The sequence below is a fragment of the Achromobacter sp. LC458 genome (genome assembly GCF_001005835.2).
In the GTDB taxonomy this organism is placed as follows: Bacteria; Pseudomonadota; Gammaproteobacteria; order Burkholderiales; family Burkholderiaceae_B; genus Achromobacter; species Achromobacter spanius_B.
In genome coordinates, this window is the sequence record NZ_LBHW02000011.1 from 84,748 (window position 1) to 108,301 (window position 23,554).

General features: G+C 64.8%; 22 protein-coding genes. 11 read left to right on the forward strand and 11 right to left on the reverse strand.

Annotated elements, in window-relative coordinates:
* The first annotated feature begins 51 nt into the window (after nucleotides 1-51).
* On the forward strand, nucleotides 52-1,110 hold the full coding sequence (locus YH64_RS11770; protein WP_046804419.1) for an L-threonylcarbamoyladenylate synthase: 1,059 nt from the start codon (nucleotides 52-54) through the stop codon (nucleotides 1,108-1,110).
* Between the two features lie 213 nt (nucleotides 1,111-1,323).
* Here YH64_RS11770 and YH64_RS11775 read toward each other — a convergent pair whose 3' ends face one another.
* Genes YH64_RS11775 through YH64_RS11790 form a run of 4 tightly spaced genes read right to left on the reverse strand, consistent with a single transcriptional unit; the run spans nucleotide 1,324 to nucleotide 4,553 of the window.
* Complete coding sequence (locus YH64_RS11775; protein WP_046804420.1) at nucleotides 1,324-2,151, reverse strand: IclR family transcriptional regulator C-terminal domain-containing protein; 828 nt, start codon at nucleotides 2,149-2,151, stop codon at nucleotides 1,324-1,326.
* Nucleotides 2,151-2,792, reverse strand: coding sequence for a 3-oxoacid CoA-transferase subunit B (locus YH64_RS11780; RefSeq protein ID WP_046804421.1), 642 nt, complete (start codon nucleotides 2,790-2,792; stop codon nucleotides 2,151-2,153). The genes YH64_RS11775 and YH64_RS11780 overlap by 1 nt, the downstream gene beginning before the upstream one ends.
* A 9-nt stretch (nucleotides 2,793-2,801) precedes the next feature.
* Nucleotides 2,802-3,482, reverse strand: a complete 681-nt coding sequence (locus YH64_RS11785) for a 3-oxoacid CoA-transferase subunit A (protein WP_046804495.1) — start codon at nucleotides 3,480-3,482, stop codon at nucleotides 2,802-2,804.
* Between the two features lie 51 nt (nucleotides 3,483-3,533).
* Nucleotides 3,534-4,553 carry a tripartite tricarboxylate transporter substrate binding protein gene (locus tag YH64_RS11790; RefSeq protein ID WP_046804422.1) on the reverse strand — a complete coding sequence of 340 codons (1,020 nt, stop codon included), beginning with the start codon at nucleotides 4,551-4,553 and terminating at the stop codon, nucleotides 3,534-3,536.
* 354 nt (nucleotides 4,554-4,907) lie between these two features.
* Here YH64_RS11790 and YH64_RS11795 point away from each other — a divergent pair, with 354 nt between their 5' ends.
* From YH64_RS11795 to YH64_RS11825, 7 genes are all read left to right on the forward strand, one after another.
* Nucleotides 4,908-5,930: an amino acid ABC transporter substrate-binding protein gene (locus YH64_RS11795; protein ID WP_046804423.1), complete on the forward strand. Its 1,023-nt coding sequence runs from the start codon at nucleotides 4,908-4,910 to the stop codon at nucleotides 5,928-5,930.
* A 156-nt stretch (nucleotides 5,931-6,086) separates the two neighbouring features.
* Nucleotides 6,087-6,953, forward strand: coding sequence for an IclR family transcriptional regulator (locus YH64_RS11800; RefSeq protein ID WP_046804424.1), 867 nt, complete (start codon nucleotides 6,087-6,089; stop codon nucleotides 6,951-6,953).
* A 284-nt stretch (nucleotides 6,954-7,237) separates the two neighbouring features.
* Nucleotides 7,238-8,146: an arginase family protein gene (locus tag YH64_RS11805; protein ID WP_046804425.1), complete on the forward strand. Its 909-nt coding sequence runs from the start codon at nucleotides 7,238-7,240 to the stop codon at nucleotides 8,144-8,146.
* A 57-nt stretch (nucleotides 8,147-8,203) separates the two neighbouring features.
* A complete protein-coding gene (locus YH64_RS11810; protein ID WP_046804426.1) occupies nucleotides 8,204-8,992 on the forward strand; it encodes an ABC transporter substrate-binding protein in 789 nt (262 codons plus the stop codon).
* Between the two features lie 31 nt (nucleotides 8,993-9,023).
* Nucleotides 9,024-9,716, forward strand: coding sequence for an amino acid ABC transporter permease (locus YH64_RS11815; RefSeq protein ID WP_006222809.1), 693 nt, complete (start codon nucleotides 9,024-9,026; stop codon nucleotides 9,714-9,716).
* 40 nt (nucleotides 9,717-9,756) lie between these two features.
* The gene (locus tag YH64_RS11820; RefSeq protein WP_370512739.1) at nucleotides 9,757-10,473 is read left to right on the forward strand and encodes an amino acid ABC transporter ATP-binding protein; all 717 of its coding nucleotides are present in this window, start codon (nucleotides 9,757-9,759) and stop codon (nucleotides 10,471-10,473) included.
* 192 nt (nucleotides 10,474-10,665) lie between these two features.
* The gene (locus YH64_RS11825) at nucleotides 10,666-12,225 is read left to right on the forward strand and encodes an acetolactate synthase large subunit (protein WP_046804428.1); all 1,560 of its coding nucleotides are present in this window, start codon (nucleotides 10,666-10,668) and stop codon (nucleotides 12,223-12,225) included.
* A gap of 21 nt (nucleotides 12,226-12,246) precedes the next feature.
* On the opposite strand, the gene YH64_RS11830 is transcribed toward YH64_RS11825, so the two are convergent.
* From YH64_RS11830 to YH64_RS11860, 7 genes are all read right to left on the reverse strand, one after another.
* Nucleotides 12,247-12,975 carry an ABC transporter ATP-binding protein gene (locus YH64_RS11830; RefSeq protein ID WP_046804429.1) on the reverse strand — a complete coding sequence of 243 codons (729 nt, stop codon included), beginning with the start codon at nucleotides 12,973-12,975 and terminating at the stop codon, nucleotides 12,247-12,249.
* Nucleotides 12,945-13,751 (reverse strand): ABC transporter ATP-binding protein, encoded by an 807-nt coding sequence (locus YH64_RS11835; RefSeq protein WP_046804430.1) that lies wholly within the window; start codon nucleotides 13,749-13,751, stop codon nucleotides 12,945-12,947. Before YH64_RS11835 ends, YH64_RS11830 begins: the two co-directional genes overlap by 31 nt.
* Entirely contained in the window at nucleotides 13,744-14,811 is a 1,068-nt protein-coding gene (locus YH64_RS11840) for a branched-chain amino acid ABC transporter permease (RefSeq protein WP_046804431.1), read from the reverse strand. Before YH64_RS11840 ends, YH64_RS11835 begins: the two co-directional genes overlap by 8 nt.
* A gap of 2 nt (nucleotides 14,812-14,813) precedes the next feature.
* Complete coding sequence (locus tag YH64_RS11845; protein WP_046804432.1) at nucleotides 14,814-15,695, reverse strand: branched-chain amino acid ABC transporter permease; 882 nt, start codon at nucleotides 15,693-15,695, stop codon at nucleotides 14,814-14,816.
* A gap of 25 nt (nucleotides 15,696-15,720) precedes the next feature.
* Complete coding sequence (locus YH64_RS11850) at nucleotides 15,721-16,881, reverse strand: ABC transporter substrate-binding protein (protein WP_046804433.1); 1,161 nt, start codon at nucleotides 16,879-16,881, stop codon at nucleotides 15,721-15,723.
* Between the two features lie 81 nt (nucleotides 16,882-16,962).
* On the reverse strand, nucleotides 16,963-18,507 hold the full coding sequence (locus YH64_RS11855; protein WP_046804434.1) for a benzoate-CoA ligase family protein: 1,545 nt from the start codon (nucleotides 18,505-18,507) through the stop codon (nucleotides 16,963-16,965).
* A gap of 70 nt (nucleotides 18,508-18,577) precedes the next feature.
* Complete coding sequence (locus tag YH64_RS11860) at nucleotides 18,578-19,054, reverse strand: DUF4863 family protein (protein WP_046804435.1); 477 nt, start codon at nucleotides 19,052-19,054, stop codon at nucleotides 18,578-18,580.
* Nucleotides 19,055-19,255: 201 nt separating this feature from the next.
* Here YH64_RS11860 and YH64_RS11865 point away from each other — a divergent pair, with 201 nt between their 5' ends.
* The 3 genes from YH64_RS11865 (at nucleotide 19,256) to boxB (ending at nucleotide 23,512) form a co-directional block, all read left to right on the forward strand.
* Nucleotides 19,256-20,164 (forward strand): helix-turn-helix transcriptional regulator, encoded by a 909-nt coding sequence (locus YH64_RS11865; RefSeq protein ID WP_046804436.1) that lies wholly within the window; start codon nucleotides 19,256-19,258, stop codon nucleotides 20,162-20,164.
* 117 nt (nucleotides 20,165-20,281) lie between these two features.
* Nucleotides 20,282-21,970: a 2,3-epoxybenzoyl-CoA dihydrolase gene (gene boxC, locus YH64_RS11870; RefSeq protein WP_046804437.1), complete on the forward strand. Its 1,689-nt coding sequence runs from the start codon at nucleotides 20,282-20,284 to the stop codon at nucleotides 21,968-21,970.
* A gap of 114 nt (nucleotides 21,971-22,084) precedes the next feature.
* Nucleotides 22,085-23,512: a benzoyl-CoA 2,3-epoxidase subunit BoxB gene (boxB, locus tag YH64_RS11875; RefSeq protein WP_006221121.1), complete on the forward strand. Its 1,428-nt coding sequence runs from the start codon at nucleotides 22,085-22,087 to the stop codon at nucleotides 23,510-23,512.
* Nucleotides 23,513-23,554 lie beyond the last annotated feature (42 nt).

Sequence of the window (23,554 nt, forward strand, 5' to 3'; positions counted from 1 at the left end):
AGTCACGCCCGAATAACGCCGAGTCACTCCGAGTCACCCGCGACGATCCCGATGTCTTCCTTGCCCCCGCCCGACTCCGCCAGCGACGCGGAAATATCCCACGCCGCGCAACGCCTGCTGGACGGTGAACTGGTCGCCTTTCCGACCGAAACCGTCTACGGCCTGGGCGCGGATGCGCAAAGCCCGCAGGCGGTGGCCAAGATCTACGCGGCCAAGGGCCGGCCGTCGAACCACCCTGTCATCGTGCACATTGCGCCCACGGGCGACGTGGGCTATTGGGCGGCAGACGTCCCGACCGAGGCGCGTCTGCTGATCGACGCGTTCTGGCCCGGCCCGCTGACGCTGATCCTCAAGCGCGCGCCGCACATCGCCGACACCGTCAGCGGTGGGCAGGACAGCATCGGCATCCGCTGCCCGTCGCATCCCGTGGCGCAGGCGCTGCTGGCGGCGTTCGCGGCGGGTAAGCCGAACGGGCAGGGCGGCGTGGCGGCACCATCGGCCAACAAGTTCGGCCAGGTATCGCCCACCCGCGCCGACCACGTGCGCGCTGAATTCCCTGAGGAAGTCGCGGCCGGCATGCCGGTGCTGGAAGGCGGCGCATCGGAAGTGGGCATCGAATCCACGATTCTTGACTTGTCGCGCCTGGATCGCGGCGCGGGCCCCGTGCTGCTGCGCCCGGGCCATATCAGCGCTGCGCAGATCGAAGCGGTGCTGGGCGTGCAGGTGTTCGCGCCGGATGCCGCCGCGCCGCGCGCCTCGGGCACGCTGAAGGCGCACTACGCCCCCCGCACCCCCCTTGAGCTGGCATCCGACGACCGCCTGCGCGACGTGGCGCAAGGCCGCAATCTGCCGCCCGGCAAGGTGGTGGTGGTGGCGTATGGCGACAAGCCCGACGCGCTGGATGCGCGCCTGCAATGGCACCCGGTGCCGGCGGACCCGACGCGTTATGCGCAGGCGCTGTATGGCTTGCTGCGGGATCTGGACAAGCAGGGCTATGCGCGCATCGTCGTGCAGGCGCCGCCTGCCACCGACGCCTGGCACGCCGTCAACGATCGCATCGGCCGCGCGGCGGCGGCGTTCACGCTGGATACCACCGACCTGGCTTCGTAGGGACAGGCGCGCGTCACAGAACGGGCTCGAATAGAAGGGGCCCGCACAGCACGGGCTCGATCAGGAGGGGCTCAAACGGATCGGGGCTCGAACAGATCGGGGCTCGAACAGATCGGGGCTTGAACATCGGGCTCAAACAGATCGATGCTCGAACGCCGGGCCGTCGTTCCCTCGCAACGGCGGCCGCCTTGCCCCGGCCGCGCGTTCACCTTCCTACGCCACCAGGAATTCCCCGATTCGTTCCACCGCCTGACGCAGCGGCGGCAGGAACTCGTCCGTCAGCCGCGTCAGCGGCACGCGCGCCGCTTTGACGCTGACATTCACGGCGCCGCACGCCTTGCCGCTGGCCGAGCGCACCGGCACCGAAATCGCGCGCACGTTCAATTCCAATTCCTGGTCGACCACCGCGTAACCCTGCTCGCGAATGCGCGCCAGTTCGGCGCGCAGCGGCGCTTCGGTGGTCAGCGTGAATTCCGTGTAGGGCTGCAACGGCGTGGCGGCAAAGTAGCGGGCCAGCGCCGGCTCGGGCAATTGCGCCAGCAGCACGCGCCCGATCGATGTGCAATATGCCGGCAGGCGGCTGCCCAGCCCCATGGACGTGGCCAGCAGGCGGTTCACTTCCGAACGCGCCAGGTACAGCATTTCGTTGCCTTCCATGATGGCCAGCGCGCAGGTCTCGTTGACCGTGGCGCTTAGCTCTTCCAGCACCGGCTGGGCCAGGGAGACGAACGGCGTGGACGAGAAATACGCGTAGCCCAGGCCCAGGATGCGCGGCGTCAGCACAAACAGCCTGCCGTGCTGTTCCGCGATGCCCAGCAGCACCAGCGTGTGCAGGCAGCGCTGCACCACGGCGCGCGGCAGCCCGGCGCGGCGGCTCAGTTCAGCGGCGGTTTGCGGATGGCGGCGCGTGCCGAATGCGCGGATCACGTGCAGGCCGCGCGCCAGGGTCAGCATGTAGTCCGGGTCGCCACGGAACTGGTCGGGATGCTCGTCCTCGGCCAGCGGCAGCGCGTAGCCGGGTGGGGGCAGGTTGGGCAGCATCAGCCCGCGCGCAGCGGCGCGCCGGTGCGTCCTTGCAGTTCGGTCAGCGTCATGCCGTCGATCATATCTCGAACAACCAGGCCGTCCGGCGTCACGTCGATCACGGCTAAATCCGTGTAGATGCGGTCAACCACGCCCGCGCCCGTCAGCGGATAGGTGCAGCGTTCGACGATTTTCGGATCGCCGTTCTTGCTGTTGTGTTCCATCATGATGAACACGCTGCGCGCGCCCACCGCCAGGTCCATCGCGCCACCCACGGCGGGCGCTTCGCCCGGCTTGGCCAGCGACCAGTTGGCCAGGTCGCCGTTGGCCGCGACCTGCATGCCGCCCATGACGCAGATGTCCAGATGGCCGCCACGCATCATCGCGAACGAATCCGCGTGGTGAAAATATGCGCCGCCGGCAAGCAGCGTCACCGGCTGCTTGCCGGCGTTGATCAGGTCCAGGTTGATGGCGTCTTCCGAAGGCGGCGGGCCCATGCCCAGGATGCCGTTTTCACTGTGCAGCACGATCTCGCGATCATCGGGCAGGCAAGCGGCCACCAGCACCGGCATGCCGATGCCCAGGTTGACGTAGCTGCCGTCGGGAATATCCAGGGCCAGGCGGCGCGCCATGGCCTCGCGGGTCAGGGGTTGGTACATACGTGGGCCTCAGCTGGAAAAGGCGGCGTTCGCCACCTCGGTGATGCGCTTGACGAAGATGCCGGGCGTGACGATGGCTTCGGGCGGCAGCTCGCCCAGGTCGGCTTTGGCGCGCACCTGCACGATGGTGGTCTTGGCCGCCATGCACATGATCGGGCCGAAGTTGCGCGCGCTCTTGTGATAAGTCAGGTTGCCCCAGCGGTCGCCCTGGTCGGCCTTGACCAGCGCAAAGTCGCCATGCAGCGGCGTTTCGAATACGTGGCCGCGTCCGTTGATGATGCGCGTTTCCTTGCCTGCCGCCAGTTCGGTGCCGTAGGCAGTGGGCGTAAAGAACCCGCCCAGCCCGGCCCCGGCCGCGCGCAGCCGTTCGGCGATGGTGCCCTGCGGCACGCATTCCAGTTCGATGCCGCCGCGCCGGTACAGGTCATCAAAGACCCAGGAGTGCGAGGCCTTCGGAAACGAGCAGATCACCTTGCGCACGCGGCCCGCCTTGATCAGCGCGGCCAGCCCGGTTTCGCGATTGCCCGCGTTATTGCTGACCACGGTCAGCTCGCGCGCGCCCTGGTCGATCAGCGCGTGGATCAGTTCGGTGGGCATACCCGCGCCGCCGAAGCCGCTGATCAGCACCGTGGCGCCGTCGTTGATATCCGAGACCGCGGCCTCGGGGGTGTCGATGAACTTGTTGATCATGGTGAAGCTCCGATCGGGCGGGCGCCCGGCCATGCCGCCGCCCGCCGCCTTTCAGTTCGCGGTGATGCCGACTTGCTTGATGACCTCGGCGTAGCGGGCCGACTCTTTCTGCATCAGGTCGGCAAATTGCGCGGTCGTGCCGCCCACCGGCATGAAGCCCACGTCCACGAATTTGCGCTTGACCTCGGGGTCCTTGACCACCTCGGCGATCTCGCGCGCCATGCGGTCGATGATCGGCTGAGGCGTGTTGGCCGGCGCCAGCAGGCCCGCCCATGATCCCGTTTCAAAGCCCGGCTGGCCGGCTTCGCCCATGGTGGGAATGGAGGGCTCGTCGGGCCAGCGTTCCTTGCCGGTGAAGGCCAGTGCCTTCAGCCGGTTCTGCTTCACGTACTGCATGGGCACCAGGATGGGGTCGAACACCATCGACACGCGCCCGCCCAGCAGGTCGGTCAAAATCGGCGCGCTGCCCTTGTAGGCGACGTGCGTCATTGCAATCTTGTTCTGCGAGGCGAACATGGCGCCGGTCAGGTGCGCGTTCGACCCCGTGCCGCTGGAGGCATACGTCAGCTTGTCGGGATGCTTGCGGCCATAGTCGACCAGCTCGGCCACCGTCTTGACGGGCACGTCTTCCGCCACGAACAGGAACAGCGGCAGGTCGGCCATCTGCACAACCGGCACCAGGTCGGTGGGCTTGAAGTTCAGCTTGTACAGGTGGAAATTGACCAGGTAAGCGGGAAGCATCGCCAGAAAGGTGTAGCCGTCGGGGTCGGCCTTGGCCGCCATGGCAGAGCCCACGCTGCTGTTCGCGCCGGGTTTGTTTTCCACAATGATGGTCTGGCCCAGGCGCGGCGCCAGCTTTTCCACCACGATGCGGGTGACGATGTCGGTGGAGCCGCCCGGCGTGTAGGGCACGATGATCTTGATGGGCTTGGTGGGCCAGTCATCGGCGGCATGCGCGGGGCCGGCCATCATGCCGACGGCGGCCAGCGCTGCGCACAGCACGGTTTTCAGGGCAAGGCGGCGCGGGGCGACGGCATTGCGGCGGGGCTGCGAATTGCAAACATGTGCCATGGATTTGTCTCCTCCATGAATCGACCGAATATCGATGCGCGCCGGGTTTTTTATGTGGCGCGCTCGGCGTTTTAGGGCTGGGGCGGCGATGCCGCGTATCGGACATCGACGCAAAAAAAGTATGGCATGCAGGGGCCTGCCATACGGGGCGCAAGGGTTCGATAAAGTTCGGTCATCGGACAAATGCCCGGAATCTATCAAGCTTGTCATCCTTGGGGTTTCCTCTAGGGAAAGCCGCGTTGTTCACGCCGTGGACATGGCGTAATCTGGCGGCCGGCCCTGTAAAGCCGGGCTTGGTTTCAGCCGCCGCCGTCTTACAAGCCGGCACGGACATCACTCTCAGGAGAGGCATCAATGAAGCGGTCAACTTTGTTTGCAGCCGGCGCCCTGGCCCTGGCTTGTGTGTCCCAGGCGGCGCTTGCCGGCCCCACGCTGGATGCGGTCAAGAAAAAGGGATTCGTGCAATGCGGTTTGACCGACGGCGTCTCCGGCTTTTCGGCCACCAACAGCAAGGGTGAATGGGAAGGGATGGACGTGGACATCTGCCGCGCCGTCGCCGCAGCCGTATTCGGGGACCCCACCAAATTCAAGGGCACTGCGCTGTCCACGCAGCAACGCTTCACCGCTTTGCAGTCGGGTGAAGTCGACGTGCTGCTGCGCACCGTCACGCTGACGCAAACGCGCGATACGTCCCTGGGGCTGTCCGCCGTGGCCGCCAGCTTCTATGACGGCCAGGGCATTCTGGTCAACAAGAAGCTGGGCGTGAAAAGCGCCAAGGAGCTGAACGGCGCCACGGTCTGCGTGCAACCGGGCACCACCACCGAACTGAACCTGGCCGACTGGTTCCGCGCCAACAAAATCGAATTCAAACCCGTGGTGATCGACAAGGTGACCGAAGTGGTGCGCGCCTTTGAATCCGGCCGCTGCGATGCCTTCACCGACGACGCCTCGCAACTGGCCGCCGTGCGCGCTACGCAGGTGGCCAAGCCGGACGACTACGAAATCCTGCCAGAACGCTTCTCCAAGGAACCGCTGGGGCCGATGGTGCGCCAAGGCGACGAAAACTGGCTCGGCATCGTCCGCTGGACGTTGTTCGCCCTGCTGGAAGCCGAGGAATACGGCATCACGCAAAAGAACGTGGACGAGATGCTCAAGAGCAACAACCCCAACGTGTCCCGCATCCTGGGCGTGACGCCGGGCGCGGGCAAGAACATGGGGCTGGACGAAAAATGGGCCTACAACGCCATCAAGGCAGTGGGCAATTACAGCGAAGTGTTCGAGCGCAACGTCGGCAAGGACAGCAAGCTGGGCCTGCAACGCGGCACGAATGCACTGTGGACCAATGGCGGCGCCATGTACCCATGGCCGATCCGCTGACGCAGCCACACTGACGAGACGGCCTGCGCATGCAGGCCGTTTTTCTTGTGAGCGCGGTGACGGCGATCCGAAGTCGGATTGTCGGCCCAATCGCCATGCGATATAAGCGAACCGTTATACGGTACGCTATGCACTTTATCCTGCACGCGCTGCGCCATGACCCAGACGCCACATCCCGAAGATTCGCCTTTGTTCATTGCCGCGCTGGCGCGCGGCATTTCCGTATTAAGGGCGTTCAACGAAGGCGAGCCTGCCATGACGCTGCCGGAACTCGCGGAAGCCACGGGCCTGGGTAAAAGCGCGGTTCAGCGCTTTACCCACACGCTCTGGACGCTGGGCTACCTGCGCAAGGATCCCGTCACCAAGAAGTTCTCGCTGGCGCCCTGGTCGCTGGAGCTGGGCATGCACTACGTGCAGACAAGCCCGCTGGTTCTGGGCGGAAACCCGTTCCTGCACACGCTGAACCGCAACAGTCAGGAGACGTGCAGCCTGGCGGAACCCGACGGTTTGGACATGGTCTATGTGGCGCGCTTTGCCACGCACAAGGAAATGTTTGTGAACATGCCGGTGGGCATGCGCTTGCCTTTTTATTGCACGGCAGCAGGGCGCGCGGTGCTGGCCAAGTTGGACCCCGGCGTTGCGCAAGACTTGCTGGAACGCTGCGACCGCAAGCCTTTCACGGGGAATACGATCACCAGCATGGACGCCTTGCTGGCCGAACTGGAGTTCGCCCGGCGCCACGGCTATGCAAGGTCCAACGGCGAGTTTTACCCCGGTGACATCACGGTCAGCGCGGCGGTCCTGGATGCCGGCGGCACCCCCTTGGGCGCCGTGAACGTGTCCGTGCCTTCCAGCCGCTGGTCTTTTGAACAGGCGCAAGCCGTATTCGGCCCGCAAGTGGTGGAGACCGCGCACGCCATTAGTGCATCACGCACCTTGGGCCGTACGCATCCCTTCTACTTGATGGAACCACCAGGTGGCGCGTTGCGCGGGGCGATGCCCTTGCCAGACGACGAGGTCTGATCCCTTTCGCACGCCCGTTTTCGGTGCACGCGGCGCGCCATGACGGGGCGCATTCTTTTTTAATCCCGACTATTCAAATCAAGTAATTCCACGCCTGTAGGGGGAACACCCTAATAGGCCAGCCAAGTTTTTGCCTGCTAATCTATTTACGACACACTCGTATCGCATGGCGATTCGACTGAATCTAAATAGAGCAACGCCCGCCTATCAACGACGGGGCAAATCCAGGGAGCCGCGCAGTGCCGCAGTCATCTGAAGTTAGTTTCCATCCCGTAGCCGGGTTCATGGGTTTGCCATCGGCCCGCGAGCCTGAAGCGGGCCGGGCACGCGCTTGCGTGGTGGGCATTCCGTTCGATTGCGGCACGCACCCCTTTCGCGTGGGATCGCGGCAGGGTCCCGACGCGATCCGTGAGCAATCCCGTTTGCTGCGCCCCGTCGACATCTTTCGCCGCCATGGCATCGACAGTCCTCCTGAATTCCTGCGCGCCATCGATGTGGGCAACGTGGCGTGCCACCCAGGAGACCCCGACGCTTCGTACCCGCTGATCGAAGCCGGCATCGGTGCCATCCTGGACGCGGGTGCCATCCCCATCTCGATGGGCGGTGACGGCGCGGTGACGTTGCCGCAGTTGCGTGCCGTGGGGCGCCGCCATCCGAATTTCGTCGTGCTGCATTTCGACTCGCACACCGACACCTATCCCATCCCCGGCTACAACACGGCCACCACGTTCACGCGCGCCGCCGAAGAGGGTCTGCTGGACGTCGCGGCCAGCTTTCACGTGGGCACGCGAGGTAGTTCTTTCATGCCCGGGGTGCTGGAGTTCGGGCGCGAGGTCGGCTACACGATCGTGCCCTACGACGACTTCGACCAGGACCAGAAAGCCACGCTGGCGGACATCAAGCAGCGTATCGGCCAGCGCCCCGTGTACCTGTGCTTCGACATGGACATCTTTGACCCCTCCTGCGCGCCAGGAGTTTGCACGCCGGAGTGGGGGGGCTTGTCGGCCAAGGAAGGGCTGGCGCTGGTGCGCCAGCTTGCCGGCCTGAACTTCGTGGCGTTCGACATCAATACCGTGTCGCCGCCGCAAGACGTGCAGGGAGCGACAGCCTTCCTGGCTGCCACCGTGATGCAGGAATTCTTCGCGCTGGCGGCGGTGGCAGTGCAGCAGTATCCGCAAGGGCGTCCGGCCTGAGCCGAGGCGTTCGCATCATCCATGTTCGCGGCAATCATTCATCCAAGGGGAAAAACGATGACATTCAAAGCCATTCTGCTGGGCCTGGCGGCCGCCGGCCTGCTGATTCAAACCGGCGCGCAGGCGCGCACGCTGGACGAAGTGCGCGCCGATAAAAGCCTGGCCGTCGTCACCACCGCATCGGCGCCGCCGCACGGGTTCAAGAATCCAAAGTCCAACCAACTGGAAGGCATCATGGTGGACGTGGCGGCGGGCGTGGCCAAGCATCTGAAGGTATCGGACAAGCTGTCCGACGTGCCATTTTCCGGCCTTATTCCCACGCTGACGTCGGGGCGGGCGGACGTCATGTCGGCGCCGCTGTTCATTACCGAAGAACGCGCCAAGGCCATCGACTTTTCAGTCCCGGTCTACGGATGGGGAGAGGGCGTGGTAGTCAGCGACAAAGCGACCAAAAAGTACGCCAAATTCGAAGACATGCAGGGGCAGCGGGTAGGCGTGCTGGTGGATTCTGTCCAGTTCAACATGATCAAGGACATGCCGGGCACCAAAGTCACGACGTACCAGGACTATTCAACCTTGCTGGCTGACGTGCGCGCTGGCCGCGTCGACCTTGGCATCGTGGATCCCCCCAGCATCATTTACCAGATCCAGACCAAGAACATCCCGGGCGTGAAGCTCGATACGGGCTACCAGCCGCAACGCACGTGGCAAGTGGGCATGGCCGTGCAAAAAGGCAATACCGCGCTGCTTGAAGCCGTCAACAAGGCGATTGCCGACATGAAGGCGAACGGCGAAATGGCCGCCATTGGCAAGAAGTGGGGCGTGTCCGACCTCATCAGCAAGTAAGCGCCGTTACGGCACGGATAAGGAGCACGACTTGGATCTCGCTACGCTGCGCATGTACCTGACCCCGTTGGCCGAGGGCACGGTCTGGACCCTGGCGCTGTTTTTCTGTTCGGCTTTCCTGGCGGTGGCGTTGGGCCTGGTCGTTTGCTTGTGCCGCCTGTCGCCTTCGCGCCTGTTGAGCCGTGGCGCGCGGTTCTACATCGAGGTGATTCGCGGCACGCCCCTGCTGCTGCAATTGTTCTACATCTACTACGGCCTGCCCGAGATGGGCGTCGTGATCAACGGCTTTGTCGCCGGGGTGCTGGGCCTGACCTTGAACTTCGGCGCGTACCTGGCCGAACTGTTCAGAAGCGGCATCCAGTCGGTGGACACGGGTCAGTACGAGGCGGCGCGCGCATTGGGTCTGCGCAAGGTGCAGCGGCTGCGTCGCATCGTATTGCCGCAAGCGCTGCGCACGGTCTTCCCGGCTTTGGGCAACTACGCGCTGGTGCTGATCAAGGAGACTTCGCTGGTGGCCGTTATCAGCGTGTACGAATTGATGCGGGCGGGCGAGATGCTGGCCGGTGCGACCTTCCAGGCACTGACGGTCTACACGATGGTGGGGGTCATCTACTTCGCCATGTGCAGCGTGCTGTCGTACCTGTTCCGACGCTCTGAAAAGCGTCTGACGGTGCCGGGCTACTGGAGCGGCGCCGGCGAAAACCACGACATTTCCAAGGCTTGAGACGATGAATGCAACGACTGCCTTGGCGCCCATCATCACGATGCAGGGCGTCAGCAAATGGTATGGAGACTTCCAGGTACTGAACGACCTGGCCCTGGAAGTGTTGCCCGGAGAAAAGCTGATACTTTGTGGGCCGTCGGGCTCGGGAAAGTCCACGACGATCCGCCTGCTGAACCGGCTGGAAGAGCACCAGAAGGGCCGCATCGTTGTCGACGGCATAGAGCTCAATGAAGACGTCAAGAACATCGAGCGCATCCGCGCGGAAGTCGGCATGGTGTTCCAGCACTTCAATCTGTTTCCGCATTTGACGGTGCTTGAGAACTGCACGCTGGCACCGCTGCTGGTCAAGGGCGTGCCGGCGGACGAAGCCCGGTCGCGCGCCATGGAATATCTGGAACGGGTGCGCATTCCGCAGCACGCTGACAAGTATCCCGGCCAGCTCTCGGGCGGCCAGAAGCAGCGCGTGGCGATTGCGCGCGCCTTGTGCATGCAGCCCAAGATCATGCTGTTCGACGAACCCACGTCGGCGCTGGACCCCGAGATGGTCAAGGAAGTGCTGGACACCATGGTCGCGCTGGCCAAAGACGGCATGACCATGGTCTGCGTCACGCACGAAATGGGTTTTGCGCGAGAAGTGGGGGATCGCGTCGTCTTCATGGACCAGGGAGCCATCGTGGAAGCCGACACGCCGGAGAACTTCTTCAATGCCCCCCGATCGGAGAGGGCGCAGGCATTCCTGGGGCAGATCCTGGGCTGATGTGGGCTGCGCTTATGCCTGCCGTCACGCCAGCGCTAATTCCGGCTGGCGGAACGCGGCGGCGATTTCCCGGAATGGTTCCATGCCTCCAACCGAAAATGGGTCTATCGCGTTTTTGATACGCTACCTATCATGCATATCAGGCGGGCGCGGATGCGCCCGCATCGCCATTGAAAACGACTAGGGAAAATCATGAACGGCGCTGACAGTCTCTGCGATACCTTGCTGGCCAACGATGTGGACGTGTGTTTTGCCAACCCCGGCACGTCTGAAATGCACTTCGTCGCGGCTTTGGATCGCAAGCCCCGGATGCGGTGCGTGCTGGGTCTGTTCGAAGGCGTGGTGACGGGCGCTGCCGACGGTTACGCGCGCATGGCCGACAAGCCGGCCGCCACCTTGCTGCACTTGGGGCCTGGCCTGGGCAACGGGCTGGCCAACCTGCACAACGCCAAGCGCGCGCGTACGCCCATGGTCAATATCGTGGGCGACCACGCCACTTATCACGTGCAATACGACGCGCCGCTGACCAGCGACGTGGAAGGCGTGGCGCGGCCGATGTCGCATTGGGTCAAACGCACGATGACGGCCGCTGCCGTGTCGGCGGACGCCGCCGAAGCCATTGGCGTGGCGCGGCAGGCGCCCGGCAATATCGCCACGTTGATCCTGCCGGCCGACACTGCCTGGACCGATCTGCCCGACAACGCGCCCGCGCCCGTACAAGTCAAGGATGCCGCGCTGGCGCAGACTTCCGCCGACGCCGTGCGCGCGGCGGCCGCGGCGATCCGTTCGGGCGAAGTGACCGTGCTGATGCTGGGGGGCGCCGCGCTGCGCGAACGCGCACTGAACGCCGCCGGGCGCATCGCCCGCGCGACGGGTGTGCGCCTGATGTCGGAAACGTCCAACCGCCGCATCGAGCGTGGCGGTGCGCGTACGCCGGTCGATCGCTTGCCGTATCCGATTGATCTTGCGGTGGCCAAGCTGAAAGACGTCAAACATCTGGTGCTGGCAGGCGCGAAGGCGCCGGTGGGGTTTTTTGCTTACCCCGGCAAGCCCAGCCTGTTGGCCCCGGCTGACAGCAATCAGGTGGTGCTGGCCTCGGCCGAACAAGATCTGGCCCACGCGCTGGAATGGCTGGCCGACGAACTGGGCATTGCCGCCGACGCGCCGCGCCTGGCCACGCCGGCCGCCGCCTATGAGGTGCCTTCCTCGGGCAAGCTGACGGGCGCCGCCGTGAACATCCTGATCGCGCATACCTTGCCCGAGCAGGCCATCGTGTGCGATGAGTCCATCACGCAGGGCCGCGAATTTCCGATCTATAGCGCCAGCAGCGCTCCGCACGATTGGCTGATGCTGACGGGCGGCGCAATCGGTATCGGCCTGCCGCTGGCCACGGGCGCGGCCGTGGCGTGCCCGGACCGCAAGGTCATCACGCTGCAAGCCGACGGCAGCGGCATGTACACCTTGCAGGCGCTGTGGACGCAGGCGCGCGAAAACCTGGACTGCCTGACAGTGATCCTGGCCAACCGTTCCTACGCCACCTTGCACGGCGAGATGAAAAACGTAGGCGTGAAAGAACCGGGCCGCAATGCGCGCCGCATGCTGGATCTGGAAGAACCCTACCTGGACTGGACGCACCTGGCGCGCGGCATGGGCGTGGAGGCGGTCAGCGTGGATACGGTGGAAGGCTTTGCGCGCGCGCTGGCCGACGGCCTCAAGCGCCGTGGCCCCTTCCTGATCGAAGCCATCATCTGAAGTACGGCGGGGCGCGTACGTCTACACGCCCAGATAGCGCGTCAGCTGTTCCGGTAGCCGGGCCAGCGACGCGCTATTGCCGTCTTCGACAATCAGTCCTTTTTCCATCACCAGACACCGGTCGGTGTGTTCGAGCACCGCGCGATAGTTGCGGTCGACGATCAGCGTGGACATGCCGGTCAAGCGGATCTCGCGGATGATGCGCCAGATCTCGGCCACGATCAGCGGGGCCAGCCCTTCGGTGGCTTCGTCCAGAATCAGCAGATCGGGGTTGGTCATCAGCGCGCGTCCGATGGCCAGCATCTGCTGTTCGCCTCCTGATAGTTGCTGCCCGCCGTGGCCCAGCCGTTCGCGCAGTCGGGGAAAGGTCTCCAGCACGCGCGCGTAAGTCCAATCGCGGCCACCGCGCACGCCGGCGCGCGCCGCCACTTGCAGGTTTTCGCGTACGTTCAAATTTGGAAATATGCCTCGGCCTTCGGGCACATAGGCCACGCCCAGTTGTGCAATGGCGTGGGCGGGCGCCCGTGTGCAATCGCGCCCGGCCACGCGCACCTGGCCGCGCGAGCTCTTGACCTGGCCCATCAGGCTGCGGATCAAGGTGGTTTTGCCCATGCCGTTGCGGCCGACCAGTCCAACGGATTCGCCGCGCGCGATGTGCATGTCGACACCGCGCAGCACATGGCTGGCGCCGTAGTACACGTGCAAGCCGCCGGCCTCGATCAGCGCGTCGTGGTTTGCGATGGCGTGCATGCGGCGGCTCCTGGTGCGTGGGTGGGCTGGGCGTCTTCACCCAGGTAGGCGGTGCGCACGTCGGCGTTGGCGCGTATGGCCTCGGGCGGGCCGCTGGCGATGGCGGTGCCGTTGACCATTACCGTGATGGTTTCGGCGATACGAAAAACCGCGTCCATGTCGTGTTCGACCAGCAGGATGGCGTGGCCCGTCTTCAATGTTTGCAGCAGGTCCAGGATGCGGTCGGTTTCTTCCGGCCCCATGCCGGCAAGGGGCTCGTCCAGCAACAACACCTGCGGCTCGCCCGCCAGGCACATGGCGATTTCAAGCTGACGCTTGCGGCCGTGTGGCAGCAGGCCGGCCGTGCGCGTGGCATCGCCGGCAAGGCCGGTGCGTTCCAGCGCGTGGTGTGCCAGCTCGGCGCTGCGGCGGCAATCGGCGGCTGGGCGCCACCAATGCCAGAAGCGCTGGCGTGCCGCCTGCGCGGTCAGGCGGCAGTTTTCGAACACGCTTAATTCGGGGAATAACGTGGACCGCTGGTAGCTGCGGCCCAGCCCGGCGCGGGCTCGTTGCGGTTGGCGCCAGGCGGTAATGTCCTGTGCGCCCAGCATGACCTGCCCGCTGCTGGACGCAAGCTCGCCGGACAGGATATTGATCAGCGTGGACTTGCCCGCGCCGTTGGTGCCGATGACGGCGTGCACTTGCCCGCGCACCAGCGACAGGGACACGCCGTTCACGGCGGTCAGCCCGCCAAAGCGCCGCGTAACGCCCATGGCGGCAAGCAGAAGATCAGACATGAGGTTCCCCTTGGACGGGCAGGCGATCCTGCGGCAGGCGTCCCTGCGGCAGGCGGACCGTAGAGACGGCAGGCGCCCTTGCGGCATGTGCGGCCGCGACTCGCGCATCGCGGCGTTGTCGCCATTGCGCGGGCAGGCCCGCGATGCCGTTGGGCAGCAAGGCCACCAGCGCGATGATGGCGATGCCCAGCGGCAGATGCCAATGGCGCGCGTAGTCGCCAAACAAGGCTTGCGACTGGAACAGCTCTTGCATCAGCACCAGCGCCACGGTGCCGATGACCGCCCCGCCCAGGCTGGCCATGCCGCCCAGGATCACCATCAACAGCACCAGCCCAGATTGTTCCCAGGCCAACAGTTCTGGCGTGACGAAGCCATCTTTCAGCGCGAACAGAAACCCCGCCAGGCCCGCCAACGTGGCGCCCACGACATACGCCGTCAGCTTGTAGGGATACGTGGAATACCCGGCCGCGCGCATGCGCTGCTCGTTGATGCGGATGCCCGCCAGCGCCGCCCCGAACGGCGAGCGCCGCAGCAGCGCCAGGAAGCCCCAGGTCAGGGCCAGGCAGGCGAGTACAAAAAAGTAGAACGTGGTGGCGTTGCCCAGGTCGAACGGCACCCAACTGCCCAACGCCAATTCGGGCCGGAAATACAGATAGATGCCGTCGCTGCCGCCGCCCACTTTGGTGTCGTGAAAGACGTAGTAAGCCATCTGCGAAAACGCCAGCGTCACCATGATGAAGTACACGCCGCGCGTGCGCAGCGCCAGCGCACCCGTCACCACCGCATAAAGCGCTGCCGCCAGCAGGGCCGCCGGCAGCAGCCACCACAGGCTTGCCGCCTCGGATTCCGGTGACAGCAACGCCGCCACGTAGGCGCCGATGCCGAAGAACGCCGCGTGCCCCAGGCTGACCAAACCGGCTCCGCCGACCAGCAATTGCAGGCTTAGCGCGAAGATGGCGTAGATCATCACCTTGATCGCCAGCCCGGTGTAGTAGTCGCTGCCGCTGAACGCGAAGGCGGCCAGCGCCAGCAGCGTTGCGATGGGAAGTAGTTTCTGCATGGCTAGCCCTGTTTGAACAGCCCTTCGGGCTTGCATAGAAGAATGAACGCCATCAGCAGATACACCAGCACGCCCGCCGCCGACGGAAACAGCACCTGGCCAAAGGTTTCGACAAAGCCCACCAGCATCGCGGCCAAAAAGGCGCCGCGTATGGAACCGATGCCGCCGATCACGACCACGACGAAGCAGATGATCAGCACGCCGTTGCCCATGCCCGGGTACACCGACGACACGGGCGCGGCGATGGTGCCGGCCAACGCGGCCAACGCCACACCGGCCGCGAACACCAGCCGGTACAGCTTGTTGACGTCGATACCCAGCGACCCCGTCATCTCGCGGTTGCTGGCGCCGGCGCGCAGCATCATGCCCAGCCGGGTGCGCGATATCACCCAATACAGCAGCAGCGCTACCGCAATGCCGACGGCAGAAATGAACAGCCGGTAGACCGGATACGTCATCACGCCGCCCAGGGAAATGCTGCCTTGCAGCCACGCCGGCAACGGCACGCCGTGCACGTCGTTGCCGACCAGAATGCTGCGCAGTTCTTCAAAGACCAGGATCAGCCCGTAGGTCATCAGCACCTGCTGCAAGTGGTTGCGGTGGTACAGGTAGCTGAAGAAGGCGGCTTCCAGCACATAGCCCAAAGCACCAGCCAGCACCACGCACACGGCCAGCGTGGTGAGGAAGCCGCCGCCCAGCCAGCGCTCCACCACCGGCCCCAGCGCAAATGCCATGTAGGCACCGATCATGTAGAAGCTGCCATGGGCCAGGTTGATGATGCCCATGATGCCGAAGATCAGCGTCAGGCCGCTGGCCACCAGGAACAGCAGCAAGCCGTACTGGAATGCGTTCAGGCTTTGAATAAGCAGGATGCTGATGTCCATGGGGCCCTCCTGTGGCCGCGTCGCGTCAGAGCTTGCAGCCGCGGGCCGGGTCGGCCAGCTTCTTCACGGCGACGTCCACCACCTTGTTCTCCAGGCCGTCCACGCGCCGCAGGTAAATGTCCTGCACCGGGTTGCCGGCCGCCGACAAGGTGAACGGGCCGCGCGGGCTGTCCACCGTCGCCCCGCGCATGGCGCTGCGGAAGTCCGCCTTCTTGGCAAAGTCGCCCTTGACGGCCGTCAGGCCCGATTGCATGAGCTGCGCCGCGTCATAGCCCTGGACGGCGTAGACGTCGGGCGGGGCGTTGTAGTTCTTGGCGTAGTCGGCGCGGAACGCGTTGTCGCGCGGCGTGTTCAGGCCGTCGGCATAGTGCAGCGTGGTCAGCAGGCCTTGTGCGGAAGCGCCCTGCGCCTGCAAGGTGCCGTCGGTCAGGAAGCCGGAGCCATACAGCGGAATGGTCTTGTCCAGGCCGGCGGCGTGATAGTCCTGCACGAACTTCACCGCGCCGCCGCCCGCAAAGAAGGTGAACACCATGTCGGGCTTGGTGGCGGCAATCTCGGTCAGGAGCGATTGGAATTCCACGTTGGGAAATGGCAGGCTCAGTTCCTTGACGACCTTGCCGCCCGCTTTTTCAAAGCCTTCCTTGAAGCCGCCGATGGCTTCATCGCCCGCCGCGTATTTCCAGGTGATGGTGACGGCGGTCTTGTGGCCCTTGCCGTAGGCGACGGGGCCCATGGCGTAGGCGGGCTGCCAGTTGGTGAACGACGTGCGGAAGATGCCGGGGCCGCACAGCGGGCCGGTGATGGCGTTGGCGCCCGCGTTGGTCACGATCAGCGTGGTGTCGCTGTCCTTGGCGGCCTTGGCCAGCGCCATCGCAACGCCCGAATGCACCGTGCCGATCAGCACGTCGACCTGGTCGCGCTTGATCAGCCGGTTGGCGTTTTCAGCGGCCTTGGCCGGATTGGATTCATCGTCGACCTTGAAGTATTCGATGTCGCGCCCGCCCAGCTTGCCGCCTTGCTCGGCAACGTACAGCTTGAAGCCGTTTTCGATGGCGTTGCCCAGCGCGGCGTAGGTGCCGCTATAGGGCAGCATGAAGCCCACTTTGAGCTTGTCGGCGGCTTGCGCGCTGGTGGCGGCTAGCGTCAAGGCCGCGGCAATCGCAGCCTGGGTCAGGGCGTGGTTCATGGTTTGTCTCCGTGCTTATCATGGGCTGGCGCAAAGCCGGCCGGGGTTAGTCCGCGCGCCGAGAGTGTCGGCAAGCGGACTTCATAGCGTGGCTTCTTCCAGCTGGCGCAGCCGGAAGCGCTGGATTTTTCCCGTGGCGGTCTTGGGCAGTTCTTCGGTGAAGTCGATCTGGCGCGGGTACTTGAACGGCGCCAGATGCTGCTTCACGTAGTGCTGCAACGCGGCGCCGGTCTGGGCGTCGGGTTCGAAGCCGGGGCGCAGCACGACGTACGCCTTGGTCTTGACCAGGCCGTCGTGGTCGGGCACGCCGATCACCGCGGCTTCCAGCACGGCTTCGTGCTGCACCAGGATGTTCTCGACTTCAACAGGCGACACGTATTGGCCGCTGACCTTGATCATGTCGTCGCTGCGGCCGGCGTAGGTGTAGTAGCCGTCGGCGTCGCAGGTGTATTTGTCGCCGCTTTTCAGCCAGTCGCCCAGGAAGCATTGGCGTGTCTTGTCGCGGTTGTTCCAGTACATCAGCGCGGCGCTGGGGCCTTTGATGTAGAGGTCGCCGATGGCGCCCGGCGCGACCGGCGCGCCGTTGTCGTCACGCAGTTGCACCTCGTATCCCGGCACGGGCTTGCCGGTGGTGCCATAGCGCAGTTGTCCGGTCTGGTTCGAGATGAAGATGTGCAGCATCTCGGTGGAACCGATGCCGTCCAGGATCTCGCAGCCGAAGTGCCGCGTGAAGCGTTCGCCGATGTCGCGCGGCAAGGCTTCGCCGGCCGACGTGCAGACCCGCAGCGCGACCTGATCGCGCGGCGGCAGGTCGGGCGATGCCAGCATGCTGGCGTACAAGGTGGGCACGCCGTAGAACACGGTAGGGCGGTGCCGCGTCAGCCGTTGGAAAACGGCTTGCGGCGTGGGGCGTTCGCCCATCAGGATGACCGTGGCGCCGACCGACAACGGAAAGGTCAAGCCGTTGCCCAGGCCGTAGGCGAAGAACAGCTTGGCGGCGGAAAACACCACATCGTCTTCGCGGATGCCCAGCACGGGCTTGGCATACAGTTCGGCGGTGTGCCACAGGTTGCCGTGCGTGTGCACCACGCCCTTGGGCTTGCCGGTGGAGCCCGACGAATACAGCCAGAAGGCGATTTCATCGGACAGCGTGCGCACGGCGGGGGCGAGCGGGGCGTCGGCCCGCGGGGCGTCGGCCAGCAGGGCTTCAACGTCCTGTGTGGCCACCACATGCTCCACATCTGCCGGCGATTGCGCCAACGCGGCTTGCAGCGTTGGCAGCAGCGCATCCGACACGAACACGGCGCGCACGCGGCTGTGCGTCACGATGTAGGCATAGTCATCCGGCGTCAGCAAGGTGTTGACGGCCACCGGCACCACGCCCGCGTGCAGCGCGCCCAGGAACACGACGGGCCAATCGACCGTGTCCTGCATCAGCAGCAGGATGCGTTCTTCGCGGCGCAAGCCCAGCCCGCGCAAGGCGCCGGCCATGCGCGCCACGCGTTCTGCCAACTGCCCATAAGTCAGCTGGCGCGTGTCGTCGATGTAGGCGGGCTTGTCGGCGCGTGAGGCGTTCAGCGCCGCCAGATGGCTGGCAAAGTTCAATTCTGCGGGGCAGGTGTTCACGGTTGTCTCCTGATGTCCTGGTGGGGCGCGCCCGGGCTATGTTTTTTTGTCGCCGGGCGGCAAGCGGGGGCTAGCTGCCGGGCCGCGTGAACTCGATGGCGCCGCCGGGCAGCAGGTACAGCACCAGTGCGCGGCCTTGCGTTACGGTGGGGCTGTGCGCGCTGCCGGGGCCGTAGACCAGCCAGCCGGCGCCGTGGCCGTCAAAGCGGGCGTCGGCGGTCAGCGGCATGATCAGGTCGATTTCGCCATTGGGATGGGCGTGGTGCGGGCCGGCCAGGTCATCCATGTCCACGACATCCACCGAGCAGCCGCCCAGGTCGTCGGCCGGCTTGATGACGCGTCCGTAGCGGATGCCGCCGCCTTCGCGGTTGCACATCCAGCCGTCGGCCACGCCTTGCTTACAGGCGGCGAAGATCTGCTGATACAGCGCGCTGGTGGGGCCGGCCTCGCGGTTCAGCTTCGCCTGCAACCCGGCATCCAGCGGCTCGTCGGCCACCAGCCGCGTGGCCGCTTGCATCAGGGCATGGAATTGATCTGGCGTGCTCACCGGGACTCCTCCTTTACACTGTCGGCGCTTTGGAATGCGGCATGAACTTCAGTGCTGCTTCAATGGCGCTTTATTGCCGCTTTAATGCGCGATGACCGCTTGGAACTGCCTGGAAGGAAAAATAGTGCTTCCATACGAAAGGGTCAAGCACTATAGTGCATAAAACAAGGCTTATCAGGGTATTTGCGGAGTCAGCCAAACATGAATCAAGCGCTAGATGCGGCGCCAACCGAACCCAGGCGGGAAGCTTTCCTGGTGGCTTTAGGCGAGCGGGTGCGCCGCCTTAGAGCCATACGCGGCATGACGCGCAAGGGTCTGTCGCAGGTGACGGGGGTGTCTGAACGGCATCTGGCCAATCTGGAACACGGAGTGGGCAACGCGTCCATCCTGGTGCTGTTGCAGATTGCGCGCGCCTTCAATTGCGCGCTGGCCGAACTCGTGGGCGACGTCACCACGGAGTCGCCCGATTGGCTGCTGATCCGCGAACTGCTCAGCGGCCGCACGGAATCCGATCTGCAACGCGCACGCGAGGCGCTGACCCAGCTGTTTGGCGTGGGGGCGGGCGCGCAGCGGCCCAACCGCACGCAGCGTGTCGCGCTGATCGGGCTGCGTGGGGCGGGCAAGTCCACCCTGGGCCAGATGCTGGCCGACGATCTGGGCTACCCCTTTGTCGAGCTGAACCGCGAGATCGAACGCGTGGCCGGGTGCAGCATTCTTGAAATCCATAACCTGTACGGCCCCAACGCCTATCGCCGCTACGAACGGCGCGCGCTGGAAGAGGCCGTGCAGATCTATCCCGAAATGGTGCTGGCCACCCCCGGGGGGCTGGTATCCGAACCGGCCACGTTGAACCTGCTGCTGGCCCATTGCTACACGGTTTGGCTGCGCGCCACGCCCGAAGAACACATGGGCCGCGTCATGGCGCAAGGCGACTTCCGCCCCATGTCGGGCAACAACGAAGCCATGGCCGATCTCAAGCGCATCCTTGCCGGGCGGGAAGCCTTCTACGCCAAGGCCGACCTGACGTGGGTCACCAGCAACCTGGAAGTCCAGGAAAGCTTTGCCGGCCTGCGCACCCAGGTTCGAAAGGCCTGCGGCCTGCCGCTATAAATCTGCACTTTTATGCATGTCTCGCTTGACGTGCGCTTTTGCCTGAACTAATCTGCACAATAATTCATGTGATGCAGTATTTTTCCTGTTCAGGCAGGGCGTACGAGGAGACACACCATGAGCAGCACCGCAAACGGGCATGAAACCCGGCCCGAGGCCCGCGTTGATTTCCGCACCCGGCCCGACCTGTACCGCCACTGGCGCCTGACGTTTGACGGCCCCGTTGCAACGCTGGCCATGGACGTGGCCGAAGACGGCGGCCTGCGCCCCGGCTACAAGCTCAAGCTCAATTCGTACGATCTGGGCGTGGACATCGAACTGCACGACGCCCTGCAACGCATTCGCTTCGAGCACCCCGAAGTGAAAAGCGTGGTGGTCACCAGCATGAAAGATCGCATCTTCTGTTCGGGCGCCAACATCTTCATGCTGGGCTTGTCGTCCCACGCGTGGAAGGTCAACTTCTGCAAGTTCACCAACGAAACGCGCAACGGCATTGAAGACTCCAGCCGCCATAGCGGTTTGAAATTCATTGCGGCGCTGAACGGCGCCTGCGCGGGTGGCGGCTACGAGCTGGCGTTGGCCTGCGACGAAATCCTGCTGGTGGACGATCGATCGTCGTCGGTGGCCTTGCCCGAAGTGCCGCTGCTGGGCGTGCTGCCCGGCACCGGCGGCCTGACCCGCGTGACCGACAAGCGCCGAGTGCGCCATGACCACGCCGACATCTTCTGCACGCTGGTTGAAGGCGTGCGTGGCCAGCGCGCCAAGGACTGGCGTTTGGTGGACGACGTGGTCAAGCCCGCCCGCTTTGAAGAAGCGGTGCGCGAGCGCGCGCTGGCGCTGGCCGACACCAGCGACCGCCAGGCAGGCGAGCACGGCATTGCGCTGACGCCCATCGAACGCACCGAAACCCCCGATCGTCTGTCGTATCGCTACGTCGATATCCACCTTGATCGCGACAAGCGTCTGGCCACCTGGACCGTGCGCGCGCCGCAGGAACCGGTGCAATCCGAACTGGACGACATCGTTACGGCGGGCGCCGCGTGGTGGCCGCTGCAAATGGCGCGCGAACTGGACGACGCCATCCTGTCCATGCGCACCAACGAGCTGGACATCGGCACCTGGATCTTCAAGACCGAGGGCGACGCCGACGCCGTGCTGGCCGCCGACGCCGCGCTGCAACGCCACGCCACGCATTGGTTTGTGCGCGAAACCGCGGGCATGTTGCGCCGTACGCTGGCCCGGCTGGATGTCACGTCGCGCAGTCTGTTCGCGCTAATCGAACCGGGCTCCTGCTTTGTGGGCACCTTGCTGGAATTGGCGCTGGCCGCCGACCGCAGCTACATGCTGGACAACGACGCCGAACCGGATGCGCCCAACGCGCACATCGTCGTGGGCGAACGCAATTTCGGCGCTTATCCGATGGTCAATGGCCAAAGCCGCCTGCAACGTCGTTTCTATGAAGAGACCGCACCGCTGGAAGCCGTGCGCGGCCGGGCCGGCCAGCCGTTGTCCGCCACCGAGGCGCTGGATCTGGGCCTGGTGACCTACGCGCCGGACAGCATCGACTGGGACGACGAAGTGCGAATGATGCTGGAAGAGCGCCGCGCACTATCGCCGGACGCGCTGACGGGGCTGGAAGCCAACCTGCGCTTCGGTGGCAAGGAAACGATGGAAACGCGCATCTTCGGGCGCCTGACCGCGTGGCAGAACTGGATCTTCAACCGCCCCAACGCGGCCGGCGACAAGGGCGCGTTGAAGCTCTACGGCAAGGGCGAGCAGGCCACGTTCGACTGGAATCGCGTCTGAGCCCCGGCGGGCTTGGGATGCGGGCTAAAAGCGCGTACGAACGGCGCGTACGAACAGCGCGTACCAAAGGCGCGTACCAACAGCGCGGACCCGAAAACAAACAAGGAGCGAGACATGTCTGGAATCAACTACACCGATAAGATCCCCAATAACGTCAACCTGTCCGGCGACCGCACCTTGCAACGCGCGCTGGAACACTGGCAACCCAACTACCTGCAATGGTGGCAAGACATGGGGCCGGACGGCTCGCACGGTTTTGACGTGTACCTGCGCACCGCCGTCAGCGTTGAACCCGACGGCTGGGCCAACTTCAACCACGTGCGCATGCCGGATTACCGCTGGGGCATTTTCCTGGCGCCGCAAGACGGCCAGCGCAAGATTCACTTTGGCGAAAACATGGGCCGCGACGTCTGGCAGGACGTGCCCGGCGAGCATCGCGCCAACCTGCGCCGCATCATCGTCACGCAGGGCGACACCGAACCCGCGTCGATTGAGCAGCAACGCCACCTGGGCCTGACCGCGCCGTCGCAGTACGACCTGCGCAACCTGTTCCAGATCAACGTCGAAGAAGGCCGCCACCTGTGGGCCATGGTGTATTTGCTGCATCGCTACTTTGGCCGCGATGGCCGCGAAGAAGCCGATGCGCTGTTGCAGCGCACGTCGGGCGATGCCGACAACCCGCGCATCCTGGGCGCCTTCAACGAAAAAACGCCGGACTGGCTGGCGTTCTACATGTTCACGTATTTCACCGACCGCGACGGCAAGTTCCAGTTATGCGCGTTGGCCGAGTCCAGCTTCGACCCGCTGGCACGCACCACGAAGTTCATGCTGACGGAAGAAGCGCACCACATGTTCGTGGGTGAATCGGGCATTTCGCGCGTAATCCAGCGCACTTGCGAAGTGATGAACCAGTTGAAGACGGACGACCCGGAAAGCGTGCGCGCCGCCGGTGTAATCGACCTGCCCACCATCCAGCGTTACCTGAACTTTCACTACAGCGTCACTATCGATCTGTTCGGCGCCGACCAGTCTTCCAACGCCGCCATCTTCTATGGCTCGGGCCTGAAGGGCCGCTACGAAGAGTCCAAGCGCACCGACGACCATCAATTGAAGAACGACACCTACCGCGTGCTGACCGTGAACAACGGCAAGCTGAACGAGGTCGAGGTGCCCATGCTGAATGCGCTGAACGAAGTGCTGCGCGATGATTTCATCCGCGACTCCGTGGCGGGGATCGGCCGCTGGAACAAGGTCATCGAGAAAAGCGGCATCCCGTTCCGGCTGCACGTGCCGCACAAGGCGTTCAACCGCCAGATCGGCACGCTGGCCGGCATCCGCATGTCGCCCGAAGGCGAAATCCTGTCTGAATCGCAATGGCAGGCCAACAGCCACAAGTGGCTGCCCACGCCCGAGGACCGCGCCTTTGTGGCGTCGTTGATGGGGCGCGTCACCGAACCGGGCAAGTTCGCCAACTGGATCGCGCCGCCCGTCATGGGCATCAACCGCCAGCCGGTCAACTTTGACTACGTCCGTTTCAACTGAAGGCGAAGGGGGCGGCGCGCGCGTGCCGCCCGCCCGCGCATT